General features: G+C 34.0%; 22 protein-coding genes. 16 read left to right on the top strand and 6 right to left on the bottom strand.

Annotated elements, in window-relative coordinates:
* Positions 1–67: 67 nt before the first annotated feature.
* Together GWR14_RS16120 and GWR14_RS16125 are read right to left on the bottom strand one after the other, a co-directional pair.
* Positions 68–1,327 carry an aspartate kinase gene (locus GWR14_RS16120; RefSeq protein ID WP_163410101.1) on the bottom strand — a complete coding sequence of 420 codons (1,260 nt, stop codon included), beginning with the start codon at positions 1,325–1,327 and terminating at the stop codon, positions 68–70.
* Between the two features lie 106 nt (positions 1,328–1,433).
* The gene (locus GWR14_RS16125; protein WP_163410102.1) at positions 1,434–1,910 is read right to left on the bottom strand and encodes a GNAT family N-acetyltransferase; all 477 of its coding nucleotides are present in this window, start codon (positions 1,908–1,910) and stop codon (positions 1,434–1,436) included.
* Positions 1,911–2,084: 174 nt separating this feature from the next.
* On the opposite strand from GWR14_RS16125, the gene fbp reads away from it, so the two are divergent.
* Both fbp and GWR14_RS16135 read left to right on the top strand, forming a co-directional pair.
* A complete protein-coding gene (gene fbp, locus GWR14_RS16130) occupies positions 2,085–3,092 on the top strand; it encodes a class 1 fructose-bisphosphatase (protein WP_163410103.1) in 1,008 nt (335 codons plus the stop codon).
* Between the two features lie 63 nt (positions 3,093–3,155).
* Positions 3,156–3,530 (top strand): hypothetical protein, encoded by a 375-nt coding sequence (locus GWR14_RS16135; RefSeq protein WP_163410104.1) that lies wholly within the window; start codon positions 3,156–3,158, stop codon positions 3,528–3,530.
* Positions 3,531–3,662: 132 nt separating this feature from the next.
* On the opposite strand, the gene GWR14_RS16140 is transcribed toward GWR14_RS16135, so the two are convergent.
* Complete coding sequence (locus GWR14_RS16140; RefSeq protein ID WP_163410105.1) at positions 3,663–4,094, bottom strand: TerB family tellurite resistance protein; 432 nt, start codon at positions 4,092–4,094, stop codon at positions 3,663–3,665.
* Positions 4,095–4,265: 171 nt separating this feature from the next.
* On the opposite strand from GWR14_RS16140, the gene GWR14_RS16145 reads away from it, so the two are divergent.
* Genes GWR14_RS16145 through GWR14_RS16165 form a run of 5 tightly spaced genes read left to right on the top strand, consistent with a single transcriptional unit; the run spans position 4,266 to position 7,588 of the window.
* Positions 4,266–4,859 (top strand): HupE/UreJ family protein, encoded by a 594-nt coding sequence (locus tag GWR14_RS16145; protein ID WP_163410106.1) that lies wholly within the window; start codon positions 4,266–4,268, stop codon positions 4,857–4,859.
* 7 nt (positions 4,860–4,866) lie between these two features.
* Positions 4,867–5,298 (top strand): deoxycytidylate deaminase, encoded by a 432-nt coding sequence (locus GWR14_RS16150; RefSeq protein ID WP_163410107.1) that lies wholly within the window; start codon positions 4,867–4,869, stop codon positions 5,296–5,298.
* On the top strand, positions 5,299–6,876 hold the full coding sequence (locus GWR14_RS16155; RefSeq protein ID WP_163410108.1) for a S41 family peptidase: 1,578 nt from the start codon (positions 5,299–5,301) through the stop codon (positions 6,874–6,876).
* 17 nt (positions 6,877–6,893) lie between these two features.
* Entirely contained in the window at positions 6,894–7,259 is a 366-nt protein-coding gene (locus GWR14_RS16160; RefSeq protein ID WP_163410109.1) for a nuclear transport factor 2 family protein, read from the top strand.
* Between the two features lie 17 nt (positions 7,260–7,276).
* Positions 7,277–7,588 (top strand): hypothetical protein, encoded by a 312-nt coding sequence (locus GWR14_RS16165; RefSeq protein ID WP_163410110.1) that lies wholly within the window; start codon positions 7,277–7,279, stop codon positions 7,586–7,588.
* 121 nt (positions 7,589–7,709) lie between these two features.
* Here GWR14_RS16165 and GWR14_RS16170 read toward each other — a convergent pair whose 3' ends face one another.
* The 3 genes from GWR14_RS16170 to GWR14_RS16180 all read right to left on the bottom strand — a co-directional run bounded on the left by GWR14_RS16170 (position 7,710) and on the right by GWR14_RS16180 (position 9,182).
* Positions 7,710–8,315 (bottom strand): FAD-dependent oxidoreductase, encoded by a 606-nt coding sequence (locus GWR14_RS16170; RefSeq protein ID WP_163410111.1) that lies wholly within the window; start codon positions 8,313–8,315, stop codon positions 7,710–7,712.
* Between the two features lies 1 nt (position 8,316).
* Positions 8,317–8,517: a hypothetical protein gene (locus GWR14_RS16175; protein ID WP_163410112.1), complete on the bottom strand. Its 201-nt coding sequence runs from the start codon at positions 8,515–8,517 to the stop codon at positions 8,317–8,319.
* An 86-nt stretch (positions 8,518–8,603) separates the two neighbouring features.
* A complete protein-coding gene (locus GWR14_RS16180; protein WP_163410113.1) occupies positions 8,604–9,182 on the bottom strand; it encodes a MarC family protein in 579 nt (192 codons plus the stop codon).
* Positions 9,183–9,499: 317 nt separating this feature from the next.
* Between GWR14_RS16180 and GWR14_RS16185 the strand changes: the two genes are divergently transcribed.
* The 9 genes from GWR14_RS16185 (at position 9,500) to GWR14_RS16225 (ending at position 21,854) form a co-directional block, all read left to right on the top strand.
* Entirely contained in the window at positions 9,500–10,069 is a 570-nt protein-coding gene (locus GWR14_RS16185; protein ID WP_163410114.1) for a DUF3109 family protein, read from the top strand.
* Positions 10,070–10,404: 335 nt separating this feature from the next.
* Entirely contained in the window at positions 10,405–11,382 is a 978-nt protein-coding gene (locus GWR14_RS16190) for a ribonucleotide-diphosphate reductase subunit beta (RefSeq protein WP_163410115.1), read from the top strand.
* A gap of 266 nt (positions 11,383–11,648) precedes the next feature.
* Positions 11,649–14,039, top strand: a complete 2,391-nt coding sequence (locus GWR14_RS16195; RefSeq protein WP_163410116.1) for a ribonucleoside-diphosphate reductase subunit alpha — start codon at positions 11,649–11,651, stop codon at positions 14,037–14,039.
* A 262-nt stretch (positions 14,040–14,301) separates the two neighbouring features.
* Positions 14,302–15,699: a DUF1800 domain-containing protein gene (locus GWR14_RS16200; protein WP_163410117.1), complete on the top strand. Its 1,398-nt coding sequence runs from the start codon at positions 14,302–14,304 to the stop codon at positions 15,697–15,699.
* An 11-nt stretch (positions 15,700–15,710) separates the two neighbouring features.
* A complete protein-coding gene (locus tag GWR14_RS16205; protein WP_163410118.1) occupies positions 15,711–16,877 on the top strand; it encodes a DUF1501 domain-containing protein in 1,167 nt (388 codons plus the stop codon).
* Positions 16,878–17,792: 915 nt separating this feature from the next.
* Positions 17,793–18,632 (top strand): prephenate dehydratase, encoded by an 840-nt coding sequence (locus GWR14_RS16210; protein WP_163410119.1) that lies wholly within the window; start codon positions 17,793–17,795, stop codon positions 18,630–18,632.
* Positions 18,633–18,712: 80 nt separating this feature from the next.
* Positions 18,713–19,858, top strand: coding sequence for a pyridoxal phosphate-dependent aminotransferase (locus GWR14_RS16215; protein ID WP_163410120.1), 1,146 nt, complete (start codon positions 18,713–18,715; stop codon positions 19,856–19,858).
* A gap of 45 nt (positions 19,859–19,903) precedes the next feature.
* Complete coding sequence (locus tag GWR14_RS16220; protein WP_163410121.1) at positions 19,904–20,758, top strand: prephenate dehydrogenase; 855 nt, start codon at positions 19,904–19,906, stop codon at positions 20,756–20,758.
* Positions 20,759–20,771: 13 nt separating this feature from the next.
* A complete protein-coding gene (locus tag GWR14_RS16225; protein ID WP_144217355.1) occupies positions 20,772–21,854 on the top strand; it encodes a bifunctional 3-deoxy-7-phosphoheptulonate synthase/chorismate mutase type II in 1,083 nt (360 codons plus the stop codon).
* Positions 21,855–21,902: the final 48 nt, after the last annotated feature.

Below are 21,902 nucleotides of genomic sequence, written 5' to 3' on the forward strand. Positions count from 1 at the left end.
AGGTTTCACTGTATTAGTGAAACCTTTCTTTATAATCTGAATTGAATAATTACCTGTTTACAAACTATTATTTTAATTCTTTAGTTACAATCTGCATTGTTTCGCGACTTACCTGTTTTAGTAAAACCTCTTTGTTTTTCTCAACAGTTTCTGCAGCCTGCTCATTAAAATGACGAATCGTGTACAATGTTACATTTTCGTTATAATCAACCTTGAATTTTTTCGAAAGAATAGCATTCAGTTCATTAAAGTTTCCAAATTTATCTTCGACACAAACAGAAAAACTAATCGCAGAGTTCTGAATCAGGTTTACTTTCAGTTTAAATTGATGGAATAATCCGAAAATTTCGCTAATGTTTTCTTCCATAATGAATGAAAAATCAATAGAAGAAAGCGAAATCAAAAGCTGCTCTCTTTTTACGATAAAACAAGGAAGATATGGTTCTAAATCTACTCCTTTAGAAACGGAGGTTCCTTTTAGTAACGGATTAACAAACGATTTTACATATAAAGGAATTTCTTTTTTCTGTAAAGGCTGCAAAGTTTTCGGGTGAATAACTGTTGCTCCGTAAAAAGCAAGTTCAATAGCTTCACGGTATGAAATCTGGTTTAACAGACTTGCATTTTCAAAATAACGCGGATCTGCGTTCATAACTCCTGGGACGTCTTTCCAGATCGTTACACTTTCTGCATTTAGGCAATAAGCAAAAATTCCGGCAGTATAATCAGAACCTTCACGACCTAAAGTTGTAGTGAAATTGTTTTCATCTGCACCCAAAAATCCTTGTGTAATGTTTAAGATTTTGCGAGGTACATTTTTGCTGATGTTTTGCTCGGTTGTTTCCCAGTCAACTTCTGCATCTCTGTAATTTGCATTGGTTTTAATGAAGTTGCGAACATCAAGCCATTGTGTCTGAATGCCCATGAAGTTCATAAAATGACTTAGGATATTTGTTGAAATCAATTCACCGAAACTCACAATCTGGTCGTAAACAAAATTGTAATTTGGAGATTTGTTATGCGCCAGAAAGTATTCTAATTCTGAGAATTGCTCATTAACAGCTGCAAAAACTGCATGCTTTTCATCTTCAAATAAATCCAGTAATATTTGATTGTGATATTTTTTTATCTCTTGTACAGATGAACTAAGTTCATCCGATTTATCAAAATAATTTTTAATAACTACCTCTAATGCATTTGTGGTTTTTCCCATCGCTGAAACGACCAAAATCACATCTTCATACCCAACTTTTTGTAGAACGTCGTAAACGTTTTTAATTCCTTCGGCATCTTTTACAGATGCTCCACCAAATTTAAATACTCTCATCTTTAATTTGTATTGTTGAGATGCACGGCTGTGCGTCTCTGTCTGTTTTTAAAATTTTAATGTTTGACAGATGTTTACTCCTTATTGATCTGTCTGTTTTTTATAATTAATTAATTTTTTCTAAGTACGAATTAATTCCTGTTTCATCCATTTGTACTACCCTCCATTCTTCGATAACTTTTGCGCCAGAGTTCTCGTAGAAATTTACGGCAGGAGTATTCCAGTTCAGAACATTCCATTCGATTCTTCGAACATTATCTTTTTTTCCTTGTTTCATTATTTCAGAATAAAGCACAGAGCCTAAACCCGTACCTCGCATTTCTTCTTTTACAATTAAATCCTCAAGGTGAATTGTTTTTCCTTTCCAGGTTGAATATCTGTAGTAATACAATGCTATTCCGACAATCTGCTTTTCAACTTCAGCCACAAAAACATGAAATAAAGGTTTTTCACCAAAACCATCACGTATTAAATCCTCTTCGGTTATTAAAACGGCATCAGGCTCTTTTTCGAATATTGCAAGCTCCTGAATTAGCCCTAAAACGGCTTTCATGTCTTCAGGTTTTCCTTTTCTAATATTCATAAATTCATATTTTTAATCTGTTATTCACTAATTAAGTATTTTTTTATTGAATACTTATTGCATTTAATTAGCAAATATACAATAGTAGCAAACTAACGAAATAATTTTTGAATCATTCTCACAAAAAAAGCGATATTTGTGACTTATAATTAAAAACTACAACGATATAGCAAAATGGAAGAACGCAATAAAACACTGGGAGAGTTTATTATTGAGAACCAAAAAGCATTTCAGTATTCATCTGGGGAATTATCCCGGATTATCAACTCTATACGTCTGGCAGCAAAAGTTGTCAACTATAAGGTAAATAAAGCTGGATTAGTGGATATAATAGGCGCCGTGGGCGAACAGAATGTTCAGGGAGAAGACCAGCAGAAATTAGATGTGTATGCAAACGAAGTATTCATTCAGACGTTAATAAACCGTGAGATTGTCTGTGGAATAGCTTCAGAAGAAAACGACGAATTTATTACTGTCAAGGGGAGCGACAACAGTAATAATAATAAGTACGTGATCTTAATGGATCCGCTTGACGGGTCATCAAACATTGATGTAAATGGTTCTCTTGGAACTATTTTTTCTGTTTTCAGAAGAATTACTCCAATAGGAACTCCGGTAACGAGCGAGGATTTTTTACAGCCGGGAATTAATCAGGTTGCCGCTGGATATGTGATTTACGGAACATCAACCATGTTGGTTTACACAACAGGTCATGGGGTTAATGGCTTTACGCTAAATCCTGCAATTGGGACTTTCTATTTGTCACATCCAAATATGAAATTTCCGAACAGTGGACATATTTATTCTGTGAATGAAGGAAATTATGTGCATTTTCCGCAAGGAGTAAAAAATTACATAAAATATTGTCAGCGTGAAGAAGAAGACAGACCTTATACTTCCAGATATATTGGAAGTCTGGTCTCAGATTTTCATCGAAATATGATTAAAGGCGGAATTTATTTATATCCAACTAGTTCAAAAGCACCAAAAGGGAAATTACGACTCTTATACGAATGTAATCCAATAGCATTTATTGCAGAACAAGCTGGAGGAAAGGCAACAGATGGTTTTGGAAGAATTATGGAAATTCAGCCAACCGAATTGCATGAACGTGTTCCTTTTTTCTGTGGAAATTATGATATGGTAGAAAAAGCTGAAGAATTTATGAAGGATGAACAATAGCCATAATATTTTTTTAACGCAACCTTTTTATATTTTCAATATCTTTTAAGTAAAATAAACCTTATGAAAAAAATATTGATTTTAGTTCTCATAGTCCTGGCCCTATTTGGTTGTTCTAATGACGATTCGTCCGAATTAAGAATTCGATTGTCGAATGCGAGTAAATTTAATTTTCAAAATATTACAGTAAATACTTCAACTGGAAATGTGAATTTTGATAATATAAATCCCGGACAGAATACGGGATATAAAGTGTTTTCGAAAGCTTACAGCTATGCATTTGTTGAATTACAAATTGATGGAAAAACGTATACATTGCAGCCTATTGATTATGTGGGAGAAACAACACTGGAAAAAGGAAATTATACTTATGAGATTACTGCAAATGACTCTCAGGAGAGGTACGGGAAATTGATGTTGAAATTAATTAAGGATTAAAGCACGATTCAGTTTTTATGATAATGAATTGTTTAAAATTAAAATATTATAAAAAAAGAAACCCGACAAGTTTAAAATTGTCGGGTTTTATAATTTAATTTCATATTTAAAATAAAATGAAAAAGCAGAATATTATTTATTCATGTTTTGCATTTCAAACATAAAAGTATCCAAATCTACTTTTTTATCAACCAGTGATAATGCTTTTGATATAATGTAATTTACGTTTCCTGGCGTAAAACCTAAAGCTAATCCGATACGTCTCAACATTACTTCCTGTTGGTCTCCCAATTGGTGGTCGATGTGGACCATTCTTGCTAAATCGTATAAACGCTCTAAACGTTGGGCATGCAAGTATGGAGGATTTATATCGTGACTCCACGGATCTTTAAGGATTTCCTTGTATTCGTCTTCTGAAATTTCTAGTCTTGTCGCTAATTTATCAAGAAACGCTTGCTCGTCTTCATTAATTCTTCCGTCAGCAAAAGCTACACGCACAATTGCAGAGAAATGGCCTCTGTTTCTTTCTTTGAATTCGTTATCAAATAATTCTGAAAATGGCATAATTAAAAGGGTTTTTTATTGAACAAAGATAAATTTTATTTTAAATTATTAATTTTAAAGTTCTCATAAAATTTAACTTATTTTTATCCGTTGATTAGCTTAGGGACTTATTTGGCTTTTCAAAATAAATCGTAAGTTTACATCCCCCAATCAATTAATATAATTAGCCTAATGTCAGAATTTTGGATTTATTTTCAGATAGGTTTAAAGCATGTTTTGGATATTCATGCGTATGACCATGTATTGTTTTTAATTGCTTTAACAACGCCGTATGCTTTTAAGGACTGGAAACGGATTTTATTACTTGTTACAGTTTTTACAGTCGGTCATACACTGGCTTTGCTGCTTTCGGTTTTTGGTATCATAGCTGTGAAAGCAAATTTGGTTGAGTTTTTAATTCCAATTACCATTTTGATAACGGCAATTTTTAATCTTTTTACAGCAGGAAAAACATTTAAAAACGAAAGCCTTAACCTGGTGTTTTTTCTAACATTGTTTTTTGGAATTATCCATGGTCTTGGATTTTCAAATTATTTTAAAACTATTTTAGGCGGTACAGCTTCCTCAAAATTACTACCTTTAGGGGAATTTGCTCTTGGAATTGAAGCGGCACAGCTGATAGTTGTTTTTATAGTTTTGATTATATCCTATATAGTTCAGACGGTTTTCCGTTTTTCGAAACGCGACTGGGCTTTGGTAATGTCGGCTTTTATTATAGGAGTTGTAATTCCGATGATTGTGGAGAGTCCAATTTGGAACAGATAAATTTTAAATGGAAATAAAAAAATTAAATAAATACGATAAAGCTTATTTGCGAATTGCAAGGGAATGGGGTTCATTGTCGTATTGCAAACGTAAGCAGGTAGGTGCTATAATCGTAAAAGACCGTATGATCATTTCAGATGGTTACAACGGAACACCAACCGGATTCGAAAATTGCTGTGAAGATGAAAATGGTTTAACTCGCTGGGATGTTTTGCATGCCGAGGCAAATGCAATTTTAAAAGTAGCAAGATCAACACAGTCGTGCGAAGGGGCGACATTATATATTACACTTTCGCCATGTAAAGAATGCAGTAAGTTAATACACCAGTCAGGCATAAAAAGAGTGGTATATCAAAACGGTTATCGTGATGATTCCGGAATTCAGTTTTTATTGAAAGCAGGTGTCGAAGTAGAGCATATTCCTGATTTAGAAGAATAAATGAAATTCAGTTCAAAATATTTACCAGTTATTGTAGGAGCAACCTTTGCTCTCGGAACCGTATTCGGAAGCCTTATGAATGCTCCCGTTGAGGATCAGCTTTTGGCAAAAAACAACTCCAAAACCAAACTGAATAAACTGATTGACTTTATTAATACTGAATATGTGGATAATGTCAATACAGATTCGATTGTAAATCTTACGGTAGATAATATTTTGTCGAAACTGGATCCGCATTCGGTTTATATTCCGCCAAGCGAACAGGCCGAAGTTGCCGAAAGTATGAAAGGGGACTTCGTAGGTGTCGGAATTAATTTTTACATGTATAAAGATTCGGTTGCGATTATTAAACCTGTTGAAAATGGACCTTCAGCAAAAGCGGGAATAAAATCGGGAGATCGTATTTTATATGCAGGTAAAACAAAATTGTTTGGTAGAAAATTGCCTTCAGATAGTTTGTTTTCTAAACTAAAAGGAACGAAAGGCTCAGAAATCGAATTGACGGTTTTTAGAAAATCAGAGCATAAGAAACTTAAATTCAAAATAAAACGAGATGTTATTCCTATAAAAAGTGTTGATGCTGCAATGATGCTTTCCAATAATACAGGTTACATCAAAATAAATCGTTTTGCTGAAACCACTTATGATGAGTTCAAAGCCGGATTAACAAAATTAAAACAAAAAGGAATTCAGTCTTTAGTAATTGACGTTCGTGATAATGGAGGCGGTTATATGGAAGAAGCTGTGGCTATTGCCGATGAGTTTTTGAAAGACAAACAACTAATAGTTTTTACCAAAAATAAAAATGGTACAACCGAAAAAACATACGCTACAAAAAGCGGAAGTTTTGAAACCGGCAAGGTAACAGTTTTGATTAATGAAAATAGTGCTTCTGCAAGTGAAATCCTGGCAGGGGCTATTCAGGACAATGACCGCGGAACTATCGTAGGAAGACGTTCTTTTGGAAAAGGACTGGTACAGCGGGAAATGGATTTTAATGATGGATCGGCTGTTAGATTGACTGTTGCTAGATATTATACGCCTACCGGAAGATCTATTCAAAAACCATATGCCAAAGGGAATGATGAGTATTTTAAAGAGTCAGAAACAAGAATAAAAACAGGTGAATTATATGCTAAAGATAGTATTAAAGTAGCAGATTCATTAAAATTTAAAACGCCAAAAGGCAGGATTGTTTATGGCGGCGGTGGAATTGTTCCGGATGTATTCGTTCCTATGGAAGCAGAACATGGTAATGAAAATGTAGCGTATTTGCTGCAAACCGGAATTGTAGGACATTTTGTTTTTGAAGAACTGGATAAAAACAGAAATGCATTTGCAGGACTGCATTTTAATGAGTTTTTAATTAAAATGAAAAATTCAGATACATATTTCAGGAAATTCAAAAATTATATTTTTATGACTGGTCTGGATCTTAAATTAGATAAAACTAAAGATTTAGTCAATCGTTATATTACTGCTGAATTTGCCCGACAATTATATGGTGAATTGTATTATTACGATGTGATTTTAAAAGAAGACGCCATGATTAAAAAAGTTCTGAGCTTAAAGAAATAATCTTTTAATTTTTTATAATGAACACAGAAACTATTGTAAATGCTGAAATTCAACTTTTGACAGCTATTAAAAATGCTGATGTTTCGGTTTTAGAAAAGATGCTGCATGACGATTTGCTGTTCAATTTGCCAGACGGGAATACCATTACAAAAGAATTTGATTTGAATTCATATCGTTCCGGTAAAATGAAAATCGATTCACTAGAGGCTTCTGATCAGATTATAAATATAATTAATGATATCGCGGTGGTTGTAGTAACCATTTCTTTAAAAGGAATGTTTGATAATAATTTGATAAATGGTACTTTTCGTTACATCAGAGTCTGGAAAGAATATGGTGAAAGTTTAAAAGTAATAGCAGGAAGCTGTGTCGCTTTACAATAAAATTAATAAAACTAAACATGAAAAATCTAATAAAAATAAGCTTTCTATTCGTTTTAATGACTTTTGTAATTTCATGTGCAACTATGAAAGAAAATAATAGCGTTTCGGGAAAAGTTGATTCGATAGAATCAGGAAAAGATGGTTATACGGCTAAAATTACTACGGCTGCAAAAGAAGTATATTTTGCGACAATCAGTATTGTAAATGTGGGCGGGCCTCAAAACTACAAGCAATTGAAAATTGGTGATGAGGTTTCGCTAAAAGGAGAAAAATGGAAAACCAACGATGAGAATCATATTAAGGTATCGGAAATCGTTTCTGTTAAATAAATATAGAAATCGTAGAAAAAATTTAAACCATTAAGAAATTAAGAGAGTTTAGCAAGAATGCTTTGTAAACTTAATTTCTTAATGGTTTGTGATTTTATAAAAAAGAAACTTATTTTGAAATTTATCGGATACTGTCATGTGAATGGGTCTGCACACCGTTGTTCCATAAAGTAAGAATGTCTGTAGCAACAGCAGCGCCACTTCCTGCAGCAATGGCCAATTGACTTCGCCAGCCGGCTAAAGTCCCAATAACGTAAATGCCGTCTGTAACTTTATGGTCTTCATTTTTAAGTTGAATACGCTGTTTTTCAGGTAAAGCCTTTTTGTGAGGTTCAATATATTGCATTAAACCTTCGATGTCGAAAGTGTTTGCGGAACCAATTCCAACTACGATATTTTTTGCTTTGTATGTGTTTTTGTTTGTAACTATAGTAAATTCGGGATAAGTACCCTCGATTTTAATTACTTTTTCATTAGGAATCTGAGAAATATGCGGATAGGTCTGGGCTAAATCCTGAGTACTTTCGAATAATAATTCAGAACCTAATTTACCTGGTTTTATGCCGTAAGCATTATAGAAAATAGCTTCCTGTAGAGAAGAATTTTTCTGATGTGTAAAAATTCCGATTTTTTTATCGGTTACAAAAGCTTTCTTTTTGGCAGATCCTAATACCAGTGCACACGAGATGCCTGAAACACCCCCGCCAACAATTAAAACATCAAACATATTATCTGCCGTTTGTTTTCTCTTCGATTTTTTTTGAAATCCTGAAAATCAAAAGAATCAAAACAGCACAAAATGAAGCGGCAATTCCAATAAGGGCAACAGCGCTGTCTCCTTCAAAAGGGTTTTGAAAGTCAAGCTGCGTAATGTTAAAAACAATTAAAGCTAATGCCAAAAGCACTAAGATGGAAGTAAAGATTTTCATAAGTTGGTTGTTTGTCTAAAATAATAAAGAAGAGCTCTTTGAGCTGTATTTTAGAATTTTATGGAGCAAATTTAAAAAAATATCCTTTAGACGAACAAACCTTTAACATTAGCGGCAAATAATTTAACAGCTATTGCCAAAAGTATTACTCCAAATGTCTTGCGAACTACCCCAAGACCGTTTTCGCCTAATAAATTTTCGATTTTTTTAGACGATTTCAAAACAATATAAACTAAGATGATATTCAGTAAAATGGCGATAATGATGTTAATGGTGTGAAATTGAGAACGCAACGATAATAAAGTTGTCATGGTCCCCGCTCCGGCAATCAACGGAAAAGCTAATGGAACGATAGAGGCGGATCCCGGTTCTTCATCACGGTAAATACGGATTCCGAGAATCATTTCCAGTGCCAGAAAAAACAGAACAAAGGAACCCGCTACGGCAAATGAATGTACATCAATACCAATAAGGTTAAGCAGACCTTCTCCAACAAAAAGGAAAACAATCATAATCGTTCCGGCAACAAGAGATGCTTTCTCTGATTCGATATGTCCAACTTTTGCTCTTAGATTTACAATAATAGGGATTGAGCCTACAATATCAATTACGGCAAAAAGGACCATACTAACTGTGATGATTTCTTTAAAGTTGATTTCCAGCATATTGCTTTAATTTTTAAGGTTTAAAAAACTGCTGCAAAAGTAGTTAATAAAGTTATGTGTTTTTTCATTATAGTATTTTTTGTTATAAAAACACGTTTTAAAGATTAAATAAGTGATATTTGTAACTTTTGTGAGTTTTATCACAGAGTTTCACAAAGATTTTTCGCAAATATTCACGAAGTAATATTTTTTAAATATCCTTTATAAACAGAAAATCTGTGAAAGTTTGAGGAAGCCTCTGCGAATATCTGCGGTAAATTTTTTATGTCTATTCTTTGACTATCTTTGCACTTTATAAATCTCAGTATTTTATTATCATGTTTCAATTAGGGAAAACTATTATTTCGGAAGATATTCTTGAAAAAGAATTTGTATGCAACTTGTCAGCTTGTAAAGGAGCTTGTTGTGTTGATGGAGATGCCGGGGCGCCTTTGAATGAAGCGGAAACTAAAATTCTGGAAGAGATATATTCTAAAGTAAAACCTTTTTTACGCAAAGAAGGAATTGAAGCTATAGAAGCACAGGGAGCCTGGGTAAAAGGGACTGATGGTGATCTTGAAACACCCTTAATTGACAATAAAGATTGTGCTTATGTAATTTTTGACGGTAAAACCGCTCTTTGCGGAATCGAGCAGGCCTACAATCAGGGAATCGTTGACTGGAAAAAACCTGTTTCCTGTCATTTGTATCCCATCCGTGTAAAAGACTTTACAGAGTTTGCGGCAGTAAATTATGATAAATGGGATATTTGCGATGACGCCTGTTCTTTGGGTAAAGAGCTGGAAGTTCCCGTTTATAAATTTGTTAAAGAAGCCTTGATTCGTCGTTTTGGCGAAGACTGGTATATGGAACTGGAAAAAGTAGCTGAAGAATATAAAAAAGTGTAAAATTCACACCCTTTTTTACTGCTTTATTTTGGTCTTTTTTAACTCAAAAAATAAAACTTTTAACTCAAAAAAAACTTTTTAAAACAATCTTAAATTGCTTGCTTTTTATTCCAAAAAGTCTATATTTTACGGGGCTTTAAGGTGTAAGTATGTTATTTAAGTGTTTCATTTGCAATAAATTAAATATTGTGTGAAAAAAGTTTCAATTTTCAGCCTTTGTTAAAAACTACGCTCGATTGTGAATAAGTTTGACTTTTATTTTTGGCGATAAATGACAATCTTTGTAATCGTTCTGAATAAGGGGAAATTCATTATAAAAATTAAACAAAAATACAATGTCACAAGTTGAACCAATTTTACAAGAAAATAAGAATCGTTTTGTTATTTTTCCAATTAAACATCATGATATTTGGGAATGGTATAAGAAAATGGAAGCTAGTTTTTGGACTGCCGAAGAAATCGATTTGCATCAGGACTTGACAGATTGGAACAACAAATTAAATGATGACGAAAGATACTTTATCAAACATATTTTAGCATTTTTTGCTGCTTCTGACGGAATCGTAAATGAAAACCTTGCTGAGAATTTTGTAAACGAAGTACAATATGCGGAAGCGAAATTTTTCTATGGTTTCCAAATCATGATGGAGAATATTCATAGTGAGACTTATTCTTTATTAATCGATACGTATGTGAAAGATGAAGCGGAAAAAGCAGAATTATTTAATGCTTTGGAAGTTTTTCCTGCAATTGCGAAAAAAGGAGAGTGGGCTTTAAAATGGATCGAATCAGATTCATTTGCTGAAAGACTAATTGCTTTTGCTGCAGTTGAAGGTATTTTCTTTTCAGGTGCTTTCTGTTCAATTTACTGGCTGAAAAAACGAGGTTTAATGCCAGGGTTGACTTTTTCTAATGAATTAATTTCTCGTGACGAAGGAGTACATTGTGATTTTGCGGTTCACTTGCATAATCATCATTTGATTAACAAAGTTCCAAAAGACAGAATCAAAGAAATCATTGTTGATGCTTTAGACATCGAAAGACAATTTGTAACCGAATCCCTTCCGGTAAGTTTGATTGGAATGAACGCTGCTTTAATGACACAATACTTAGAATTTGTTGCTGATAGATTATTGGTGGAATTAGGTTGTGAGCGTGTGTATGGATCAGCGAATCCGTTTGATTTTATGGACATGATCTCTCTTCAGGGAAAAACTAATTTCTTTGAAAAACGTGTTGCAGAGTATCAAAAATCTGGTGTGATGAACACTGACAGTGATGCTCAGAAAATTTCATTTGATGCAGATTTTTAGACAACAAAAATACTTTTAGCGTTTACTTCTCTTCAAGAGACGCTGAAAAAAAGATTAACAGAATATTTTAAGGTTGAATCTCTTTCCCAAATCGCAGATTCAATAGCAATTTTTGACGTATTTAAATTCGGTTTTCGGATTTGAAACGAGTAACTATTGAGAATTTGGTAATTCTCGAAAAATAATTTTAAAACACGCAATGTTTAAGTGCCGGAAAACGTTTTTCCAGTGTCTTTCATTTTTTCAATAACTTAAATAGTAAGCTTATGTATGTAGTAAAAAGAGATGGCCACAAAGAGCCTGTAATGTTTGATAAGATTACAGAACGAATCAAAAAATTGTGTTACGGCTTGAATGAGCTCGTAGATCCTGTTAAGGTAGCGATGAGAGTTATCGAAGGATTGTATGACGGTGTTTCTACATCTGAACTGGATAATCTTGCAGCAGAAACGGCAGCTTCTATGACTATTGCGCATCCGGATTATGCACAATTGGCGGCGCGTGTGGCAATTTCTAACCTACATTCAAATACCAAAAAATCTTTCTCTGAAACGATGAAAGATATGTATCACTATATCAATCCAAGAAATGGTCAGGAAGCACCATTAATTGCGGATGACGTTTTTAAAGTGATTCAGGAAAATGCTGCTTTTTTAGATTCTCATATCATCTATACAAGAGATTTTAATTACGATTACTTTGGTTTTAAAACTTTAGAACGTTCTTATCTTCTTAAAATAAACGGAAAAATTGTAGAACGCCCACAGCACATGTTAATGCGTGTTTCTGTTGGTATTCATTTAGATGATTTAAAAGCAGTTATTGAAACTTACGATTTAATGTCTAAAAAGTTCTTTACGCATGCAACGCCAACGTTGTTTAATGCGGGAACTCCAAAGCCACAAATGTCTTCTTGTTTTCTTTTGGCAATGCAGGATGATAGTATCGACGGTATTTACGATACATTAAAACAAACAGCAAAAATCTCGCAGTCAGCGGGAGGAATTGGTCTTTCTATTCATAACGTTCGTGCTACAGGATCTTATATTCGCGGAACGAACGGAACGTCAAACGGAATTGTTCCGATGTTGAGAGTATTCAATGATACAGCCCGTTATGTAGATCAGGGTGGTGGAAAACGTAAAGGAAGTTTTGCGATTTACATCGAAACATGGCATGCTGATATTTTTGATTTTTTAGATTTAAAGAAAAATCACGGAAAAGAAGAAATGCGTGCAAGAGATTTGTTCTTCGCTATGTGGACTTCAGATTTATTCATGAAACGTGTTCAGGAAGATGGTCCCTGGACGTTAATGTGTCCTAATGAATGCCCAGGATTATACGATGTTTACGGAGAAGAATTTGAGACATTATATCTTGATTACGAATTCAGAGGAAAAGGTAGAAAAACAATCCGTGCCCGTGAACTATGGGAGAAAATTCTTGAATCGCAAATCGAGACCGGAACACCATATATGTTATACAAAGATGCGGCAAACCGTAAATCGAACCACAAGAATTTAGGGACTATTCGTTCTTCAAACTTGTGTACAGAGATTATGGAGTTTACCTCTAAAGATGAAATCGCAGTTTGTAATCTGGCTTCTATTTCGTTGCCAATGTTTATTGAAAACGGAAAATTTGATCACGAAGCACTTTACAATGTTACAAAACGTGTAACACGTAATCTAAATAAAGTAATTGACAGAAACTATTATCCGGTAAAAGAAGCAGAAAATTCTAACTTCCGTCACCGTCCGGTAGGATTGGGTGTGCAAGGTCTGGCAGATGCTTTTATCATGTTGCGTATGCCGTTTACAAGTGATGAGGCTAAAAAACTGAATCAGGAAATTTTTGAAACATTATATTTTGCAGCCGTAACCGCTTCTATGGAAATGGCTAAAGAAGAAGGATCATACTCAACTTTTGAAGGTTCTCCAATGTCTCAGGGAGAATTCCAGCACAATATGTGGGGGATGAAAGATGAAGAATTATCAGGTCGTTGGGACTGGGCTTCATTAAGAAAAGAAGTAATGGAACACGGAGTTCGTAACTCATTATTAGTTGCGCCGATGCCAACAGCATCTACTTCTCAAATTCTGGGAAATAACGAAGCTTTTGAACCATATACATCAAATATTTACACACGTCGTGTATTGTCTGGAGAATTTATCGTAGTAAATAAACATTTACTGGAAGACTTAGTAAAACTAGGTTTGTGGAACGAAGATTTGAAACAGGAAATCATGCGTCATAACGGATCTGTTCAAAATATAGATAAGATTCCACAAGATTTAAAAGATCTGTATAAAACCGTTTGGGAAATGTCGATGAAAGATATTATCGATATGTCCCGTCAAAGAGGATATTTTATTGATCAGTCTCAATCGTTGAACTTGTTTATGCAGGATGCCAACTATTCTAAACTGACTTCAATGCATTTCTACGCATGGCAGTCAGGGTTGAAAACCGGGATGTATTATCTAAGAACCAAAGCGGCTGTAGATGCGATTAAATTCACATTAAATAACGATAAAAAAGAAGAAATACCAGCTTTAGCAGCAGAAACTGAAGAAATAAATATTGAGGAATACAAAGCGATGTTGCTAAAAGCACAAGCTGCAGGTCCGGAGGATTGTGAGATGTGTGGGTCTTAATTTTTTTTAGAAGAAAGAAAATAGAATAAAGAGGAAAGATTTTATTCTCGATTAATAAAAAGCAGTTATTGTCATGATAGCTGCTTTTTTTTGTTGCTATATCTTATTGTTTTAAATTTTAAAATAACAATGCTAAATTATCGTTTATGTTGTGTTATTCATAATGTTATTTAGGTGAAATTGTAATATTTATTTTTTATTGCGTATTTCGTTAAACCTTTTTTAAAAACAAAAGTCTTATTCTTAAATAATTCTTAGTTGTATGAAAAAAAGTAATCTTTGGTCGTTACGATTGGGCTTCTCAGGAAATGAAGCCAAAATAATTGAGAAAATTGGATTAGAAAAATTTCTAAAGCGATCATACGATTCAAAGTTTGATACACAGCTTCCTGCATTTTTGCAGGGACATCCCCAAACGCTTCTTCAAATGAAAGAATTTCGGGAATCCATTAAAAATCTCGATAAGGAAGAAAAAAAGAAAATCCAGAGAGAAGAAATCTATGCTATAGGCGAACTTAAAAAATGGTGGATTGCCAAAATGAATACGGATGAATTTCCTTTGCGTGAAAAAATGGTTTGTTTCTGGCACAATCATTTTGTATCGACTTCACAAAAAGTAAAAATCAATTACTGGATCTATCAGCACAATATGATTTTACGCGAAAATGCTTTTGGAAATTTCAGAGAGCTGACCAAAAAGATGGTAAAATCTAACGCAATGATTAAATACCTGGATAATGTCGATAATAAAAAAGGTAAAATCAACGAAAACCTGAGCCGTGAACTACTCGAATTATTCACCATTGGAATTGGAAATTATACTGAAGAAGATATTAAAAACGGTGCAAGGGCTTTGGCTGGACTGACTTATGGTGACGAAGGAGGAGTTTACAAAAAAGGCACAGAGGATAATAGTGACAAAACCTATTTTGGAAAGACAGGAAACTGGAAATCCGATGATTTGGTTGATATTATTTTCGAACAAAAAAATATTCCGTATCTCATTACCGGTAAAATCCTAAAATGGTTTCTTTATGATAATCCTTCAGAAAAAATGGTGAAGTATTATGGTGATTATTTTAGAAAAGTAAATTTTGAAATAGCACCGTTACTGACTAAAATATTTACTGAAGAATATGCTAAGGATATTTCAGGTAATAAAATCAAAGATCCGCTGGTTTATATTTTTCAGCTTATTGACGAATTGCAGTTAAAGGATTATGATGAAACCATGATTGCTTTTTTCTTAAAACAGCAAGGAATGGATTTGTACAATCAAGTTAATGTGAAAGGCTGGGATGGAGGAAATTCCTGGCTTACTTCTCAGGTCTATCTGCAGCGGAATAATACTTCTGATATGCTTTGCAGTGGGAAGAAGCTTTCAAAAAGGGTTATCAATTCGATGAGTAATGAAAATTCAAAACCTAAAGTAGAGTTGGAGAAAAGAGAAGTCAATATAGAATTTGATGCCAATGGAAATAACAAAACCATTATAGCCGAATTATCCAACAGGCTTTTATTTAATGTAAATGAATCCATACAAAAGGATATGGAAAACTTACTTAAATATGATTTTGATCCTAAAAATACTAATGCTAATTACGCAGTTGTTCGTTTGTTTAATTATATCACTAAATTACCGGAATACCAATTAATTTAAAGTTTATCATTATGAACAGAAGAAATTTTCTAACCTTAACGGGGACTTTTACCGGCGGGATGCTGGTGCTTCCAAGCTTTTTGCATGCATTTGGTGAACAAAGTAATTTGGTAATCGGTGAGCAATGTCTGGTTTTTGTTCAGCTCAATGGAGGAAACGACGGACTGAATACTTTTATTCCGTATGAAGATCCTTTGTATTACGACTTTAGAGCCAAAATTGCTTTAAATAAAGATATAGTTGTAGGTAAAAACAAAGGCATGGCGTTTCATCCGGCATTAAAAGATTTTGCCCAGATGCAGCAAAACGGAGATTTAAGTGTAATTCAGAATGTGGGGTATCCTGAGCCAGTTCGATCACATTTTCGCAGTCAGGAAATTTGGCAGACAGCTGTTGATTCTAATAAATATATAAACGAAGGCTGGTTAGGAAGATATTTAGATTTACAATGTCACGATCATCAGCCAACAGCCGGAATTAATCTGGATGCCATAGATAATCTGGCATTGAAGGGATTGGAACCAAACGTGATAACGGTCAAAGATCCTGATCGATTTAAAATAAAATCCAATAAAGAAGATGATGCAAAATTATCCGATAATCCACAATTAGATTTTGTTCGAAAAATAGCCAATTCGGTAGTAGAAGGTTCAGATGATATTCAGAATGCATTGAAGCAGTCCAAAACTGAAATCAGTTATCCGAAAACCGGATTATCTAAAAATCTGGAATGGATTGCAAGACTGGTAAAAGGAAACCTGAATTCTAAAGTGTATTATACTTCCCTTGGTGGATTCGACACGCACGATAATCAACTTTCTATTCATGAAAGAAAATTGACAGAATTAAATGATGCGTTATTTAGTTTTTATACTGATTTGAAACAGGCTCAATTACTTCAAAACGTAACGATTGTTGTGTTTTCTGAATTTGGAAGACGTGTAAAAGACAATGGAAGCGGAACTGATCACGGAACAGCCGCTCCAATGTTCATTATCGGAGGTAATAACAAAGGAACAATTTTAGGTAATAATCCAAATTTAGCAGATTTGGATAATGGTGATTTAAAACATCAAATTGATTTTAGGTCTGTCTACGCTTCGTTGTTACAGCAAAAAATGGGTTTTGATTATTCAAAAATCGGGATTAAAAATAAACCGGTTTCGGGATTGTTTTAAATTTTGAGATGTTTTTTACTCAATCATGTTTCTATTTCTTTTTTCTGCCACAATTTTATATGAAATAATTTTTATTGAAATTAGATTTGACAAAACATGCTATTTCAAAATAATTGATTTTATAAAATAAAAAAAGAGCCATTGGCTCTTTTTTTAGGCTTTGTTTAAATGGGAACAAATAGCTTTATAGTCCCTTGCTCTGTTTTTTGAAGGAGAAACTTAGCTTTTCCTTGTGCTTTGTTTTTTTGGGACAAATAGCTTTATGAACCCAAGTGCTCTGTTTTTTGTGGGCTAAACTTAGCTTTGCCCATGCTTTGTTTTTTAGGGATCAATTAGCTTTATAAACCCTTGTTCTATTTAGTTTAGCAAATTTCATTTATTATGATGAGGTTTGCAATACCTGTTTTTAGTGATTTTTTGTTATAAATTAAATTTTAGGTTTGAAACAATTTAAAGGAGTGTAATAATGAAGTTAAAAACGTATTACTAATATTTTAAAGAGAAAATGTGTTTATGGTTTAAGAAGAATGTTTAAATGATCTGGATTTACAAATTGGGTTTTTATTTTTTCAAAGGATAAAATTTTTAAAATGGGCTTATAGTCAATTGAATAAATGGTGTTTCGAGTGTTCTTTGTTGAAATATCATACAAAACCGCCTAAATTTGTTAAGAATTCCTTTTTTGTTTCATAAAATGCATTATTTTTTTTGGTGAGGTTAAAATAATTTATACATTCGCACAGAATTTAAAAAATAACACAAACAAAATGGCGACTAACCGTTTTTATTTTAGCAACAACTTTTATTTCTTCTTTAGTAGAAGTTAGGATTGTGCTATGGTTATTTGAAACAGAATTAAAGACAAATAAAACTAATATACAATCCTGATGAAAATCAGGATTTTTTTTTGACTATATGACATCTAAAATTGCAATACAAGGTATTAAAGGTTCTTTTCATCATCAGGTTGTGAAAGAGTATTTCTCTGAAAATGTAGATATTGATGAATGCCTGTCTTTTGAAGAATTGATCGACAGCCTTATTGCCGGAAAATCTGATCAGGCCGTTATGGCGATCGAAAACTCAATTGCGGGTCCGATTATTCCAAATTATGCATTGATTGACAAGAACAATCTGCACATAATTGGAGAACATTATTTAAATATTCAGCAGAATTTAATGGCTTTAAAAGGTCAGAAGATCGAAGATATAAGAGAAGTTCACTCACATCCAATGGCACTTTTGCAGTGTATGGATTTCTTAAAACAATATCCAAATATCAAATTGGTTGAGGATAAAGATACGGCCGAAACAGCAAGAAGAATTCAGGAAAAGCAGTTAACCGGAATTGCTGCAATTGCGAGTGTAACGGCTTCTGAAATGTACGATCTGGATATTATTGCATCGTCAATTCAAACGATCAAAAACAATATGACGCGTTTCGTAATCATCAAAAAGCAAAATTCATTTTTGCCGGAAAGCGAAATCAACAGAGCTTCTGTAAAATTTGAATTGGATCATAAAAGAGGAAGTCTGGCAGCGGTTTTGAATGTAATGAGCGACTGCAAACTGAATTTGACAAAAATCCAGTCGCTTCCAAAAATCGAAACGCCTTGGAAATATTCATTCTTTGTAGATGTAACATTCGAAAAATATGAAGATTATGCAAAAGCAAAATCGCTCTTAAATATAATGGCAGAATATTTTAAAGTATTAGGAGAATACAGAAACACAAAACCTTTGACTGAGTCATAAAGTTGAAAAGTCGAAAGTCTTAAAGTCAAAAATAAAAGCATATAGCCTAAGGCATAAAGCATACAGCAAAAATTAAAACAATGAGTACAACAGCAAAACGATTAGACACAGTTGAAGAATACTACTTCTCATCAAAACTTAGAGAAGTTCGTCAGTTGATGTCTGAAGGAAAACCGATCATCAACATGGGAATTGGAAGCCCTGATTTGAGTCCGTCAAAAGCAGTAATTGAAGCAGTCGCTGCGGCAATTCAAGACGAAAACGGACATGGCTATCAAAGCTATCAGGGATTGCCAGAAATGAGGCAGGCGATGGCGGATTTTTATCGTGATCAGTTTGGTGTTGAAGTGAATCCGAATAATGAGATTTTACCTCTTATGGGTTCAAAAGAAGGAATTATGCACATTTCGTTAGCATTTTTAAATGAAGGCGATCACGTTTTGATTCCGAATCCAGGTTATCCAACTTATACTTCGGTAACCAATTTGGTTCAGGCAGTTCCGGTTTATTATGATTTGAAAGAAGAAAATGGATGGGAACCGGATTTTGAAGCTCTTGAAAAATTAGATCTTTCGAAAGTTAAAATTATGTGGCTGGGTTATCCGCACATGCCAACAGGAGCGAGAGGGAGTTTAGCGTTATTTGAAAAATTGGTTGCTTTTGCTAAAAAACACAATATATTATTGATCAACGACAATCCGTATAGTTTTGTTTTGAATGATAATCCAATGAGTTTATTGCAAGTTGAAGGTGCGAAAGATGTGGCTTTAGAATTGAATTCATTAAGTAAGACATTCAACATGGCAGGCTGGAGAGTCGGAATGGTTTTAGGAAATCCTGAAATTATCGACGCGGTCCTAAAAGTAAAAAGCAACATGGACAGCGGGATGTATTACGGAATTCAGAAAGGAGCAATCGCAGCTTTAAAATGTGATAAATCTTGGTTCGAAGACCAAAACAAAATTTACAGACGCCGAAGAGAATTAACGGAGAAGTTAGCAGAAAAGTTAAACTGTAAAGTATATAAAGAAGGAGTTGGTTTATTTGTTTGGGCAAAACTTCCGGAAGGAATAGCATCAGCAGAAAAGTTCATTGACGAAATATTATATGAGAAACATATTTTCATCACGCCGGGAACCATTTTCGGAAGCAGTGGCGAAGGATATATTAGATTCTCACTTTGTGTAAAAGAAGAAAAAGTACAAGAAGCTATTGATAGATTTTAGAAGCAAGAGCCAAGACTTTTTTTAAACTTGGAATTTTTAAAAATTATGAAAGTATACGTAATAGGAATAGGATTAATAGGCGGTTCGATGGTGCTGGACATCAAAGAACAACATCCTGATTCGACCATTTTTGGAATCGATAATAACGAGAAACATTTGCAGGAAGCAATTGATCTTGGAGTTATCGATCAGGCAGGAAGCTTTGAAGATCTGGCTCATGCAGATTTTGTAATTGTTTCGGTTCCGGTAGATGTGGCGCTGACGGTTCTGCCAAAAGTTCTGGACATTGTTGGGGATAAAACAATTGTTTTTGAAGTAGGGTCGACTAAAAAGCCAATTTGTGATGCAGTTGCCAATCATCCGAAAAGGAGAAATTTTATTGCTACGCACCCAATTGCAGGAACAGAGTTTTCAGGACCTTCGGCAGCAATAAAAGGTTTGTTTAAAGGAAAGACAAACATTATCTGCGAAGTGGAAAAAACCGCTTTCAAATTGCAGGAAAAAGCGTTACTGCTTTTCAGCGAAATAGGAATGAGGATTCGATATATGGATCCGGTTTCGCACGATAAACACATTGCTTACGTTTCGCATTTATCGCACATCAGTTCGTTTATGCTCGGAAAAACAGTAATGAACAAAGAAAAAGACGAACAGGATATTTTTGATATGGCGGGAAGTGGATTTGAAAGTACTGTTCGTTTAGCAAAAAGCTCACCAGCGATGTGGACACCGATTTTTAAGCAGAATAAAGAACATGTTCTGGAAACTTTAGAAGCTTATATTGCAAATCTCAGTCGGTTTAGGGATTTGTTAAAAGAAGAAGATTACAATGCCATTTTTGAAGAAATGGAAAGTACAAATAAAATAAAAGAGATATTAAACGGATTAATTAAAAAGTAAAAACTATAATAAAATGGAAAATAAGAAAGAAATGAGAAAGTGGTTAGAAGATTTCAATTTAAATCACCCACTTGTGATAGCTGGACCTTGTAGTGCAGAAACTGAAGATCAGGTATTGAAAATCGCTCACGAATTAAAAGATTCTAAAGTAAGTGTTTTCAGAGCTGGAATCTGGAAACCAAGAACTCGTCCGGGAGGATTTGAAGGTATTGGAGAAATTGGATTAAAATGGTTGCAAAAAGCAAAAGCTGAAACTGGTTTATTAATGGGAACAGAAGTTGCGACTGCAGCTCACTGTAAACTAGCTTTAGAATACGATATCGACGTTTTATGGGTTGGAGCACGTACAACGGCAAACCCTTTTGCAGTTCAGGAAATTGCAGATACTTTAAAAGGAACTGATAAAATAGTTTTGGTTAAAAACCCTGTAAACCCGGATTTAGCTTTATGGTTGGGTGGTGTTGAGCGTTTACACATGGCTGGAATCGAGAAATTAGGAGTTATCCACAGAGGTTTCTCTACTTACGAAAAAACAAAATACAGAAACATTCCAGAGTGGCAGATTGCTATCGAATTGCAAAATAAATTCCCTGATTTACCATTAATCATCGATCCATCTCACATTACTGGAGATCGTAAAATGATTTTCGAAGTAACTCAAGAGGCTTTAGACTTGAACTACGATGGTATGATTATCGAAACGCATATCGATCCAGACAACGCTTGGTCTGATGCTGCGCAGCAAGTAACTCCAGACACTTTGAAACAAATCATCAAAGATTTGACGATTAGAAAAACAGATGACACTACAGATGAGTACAGCCAAAAAATGACTAAACTAAGAGCTAATATCGATGTTTTGGATGCTAACTTATTAGAATTATTAGGAAAGCGTATGAAAGTAGCTGACGAAATCGGTCAAGTAAAAAAAGATGCTAACGTGGCGATTCTTCAAAACAACCGTTGGAACGAAATCTTAGGAAAAATGATTTTAGAAGGTGAGAAAAAAGGTCTTACTGAAGAGTTTGTTTTAAGAATGTTCAAAGCAATTCACCAAGAGAGTATTGGTCACCAAGAGAAAATTTTTAACGCATAATTTTCTTTAAATCCTATAAGTGATATAAGGTAATTTAAGTCTGACTTA

The organism is Flavobacterium ajazii (assembly GCF_010614725.1).
GTDB lineage: Bacteria > Bacteroidota > Bacteroidia > Flavobacteriales > Flavobacteriaceae > Flavobacterium > Flavobacterium ajazii.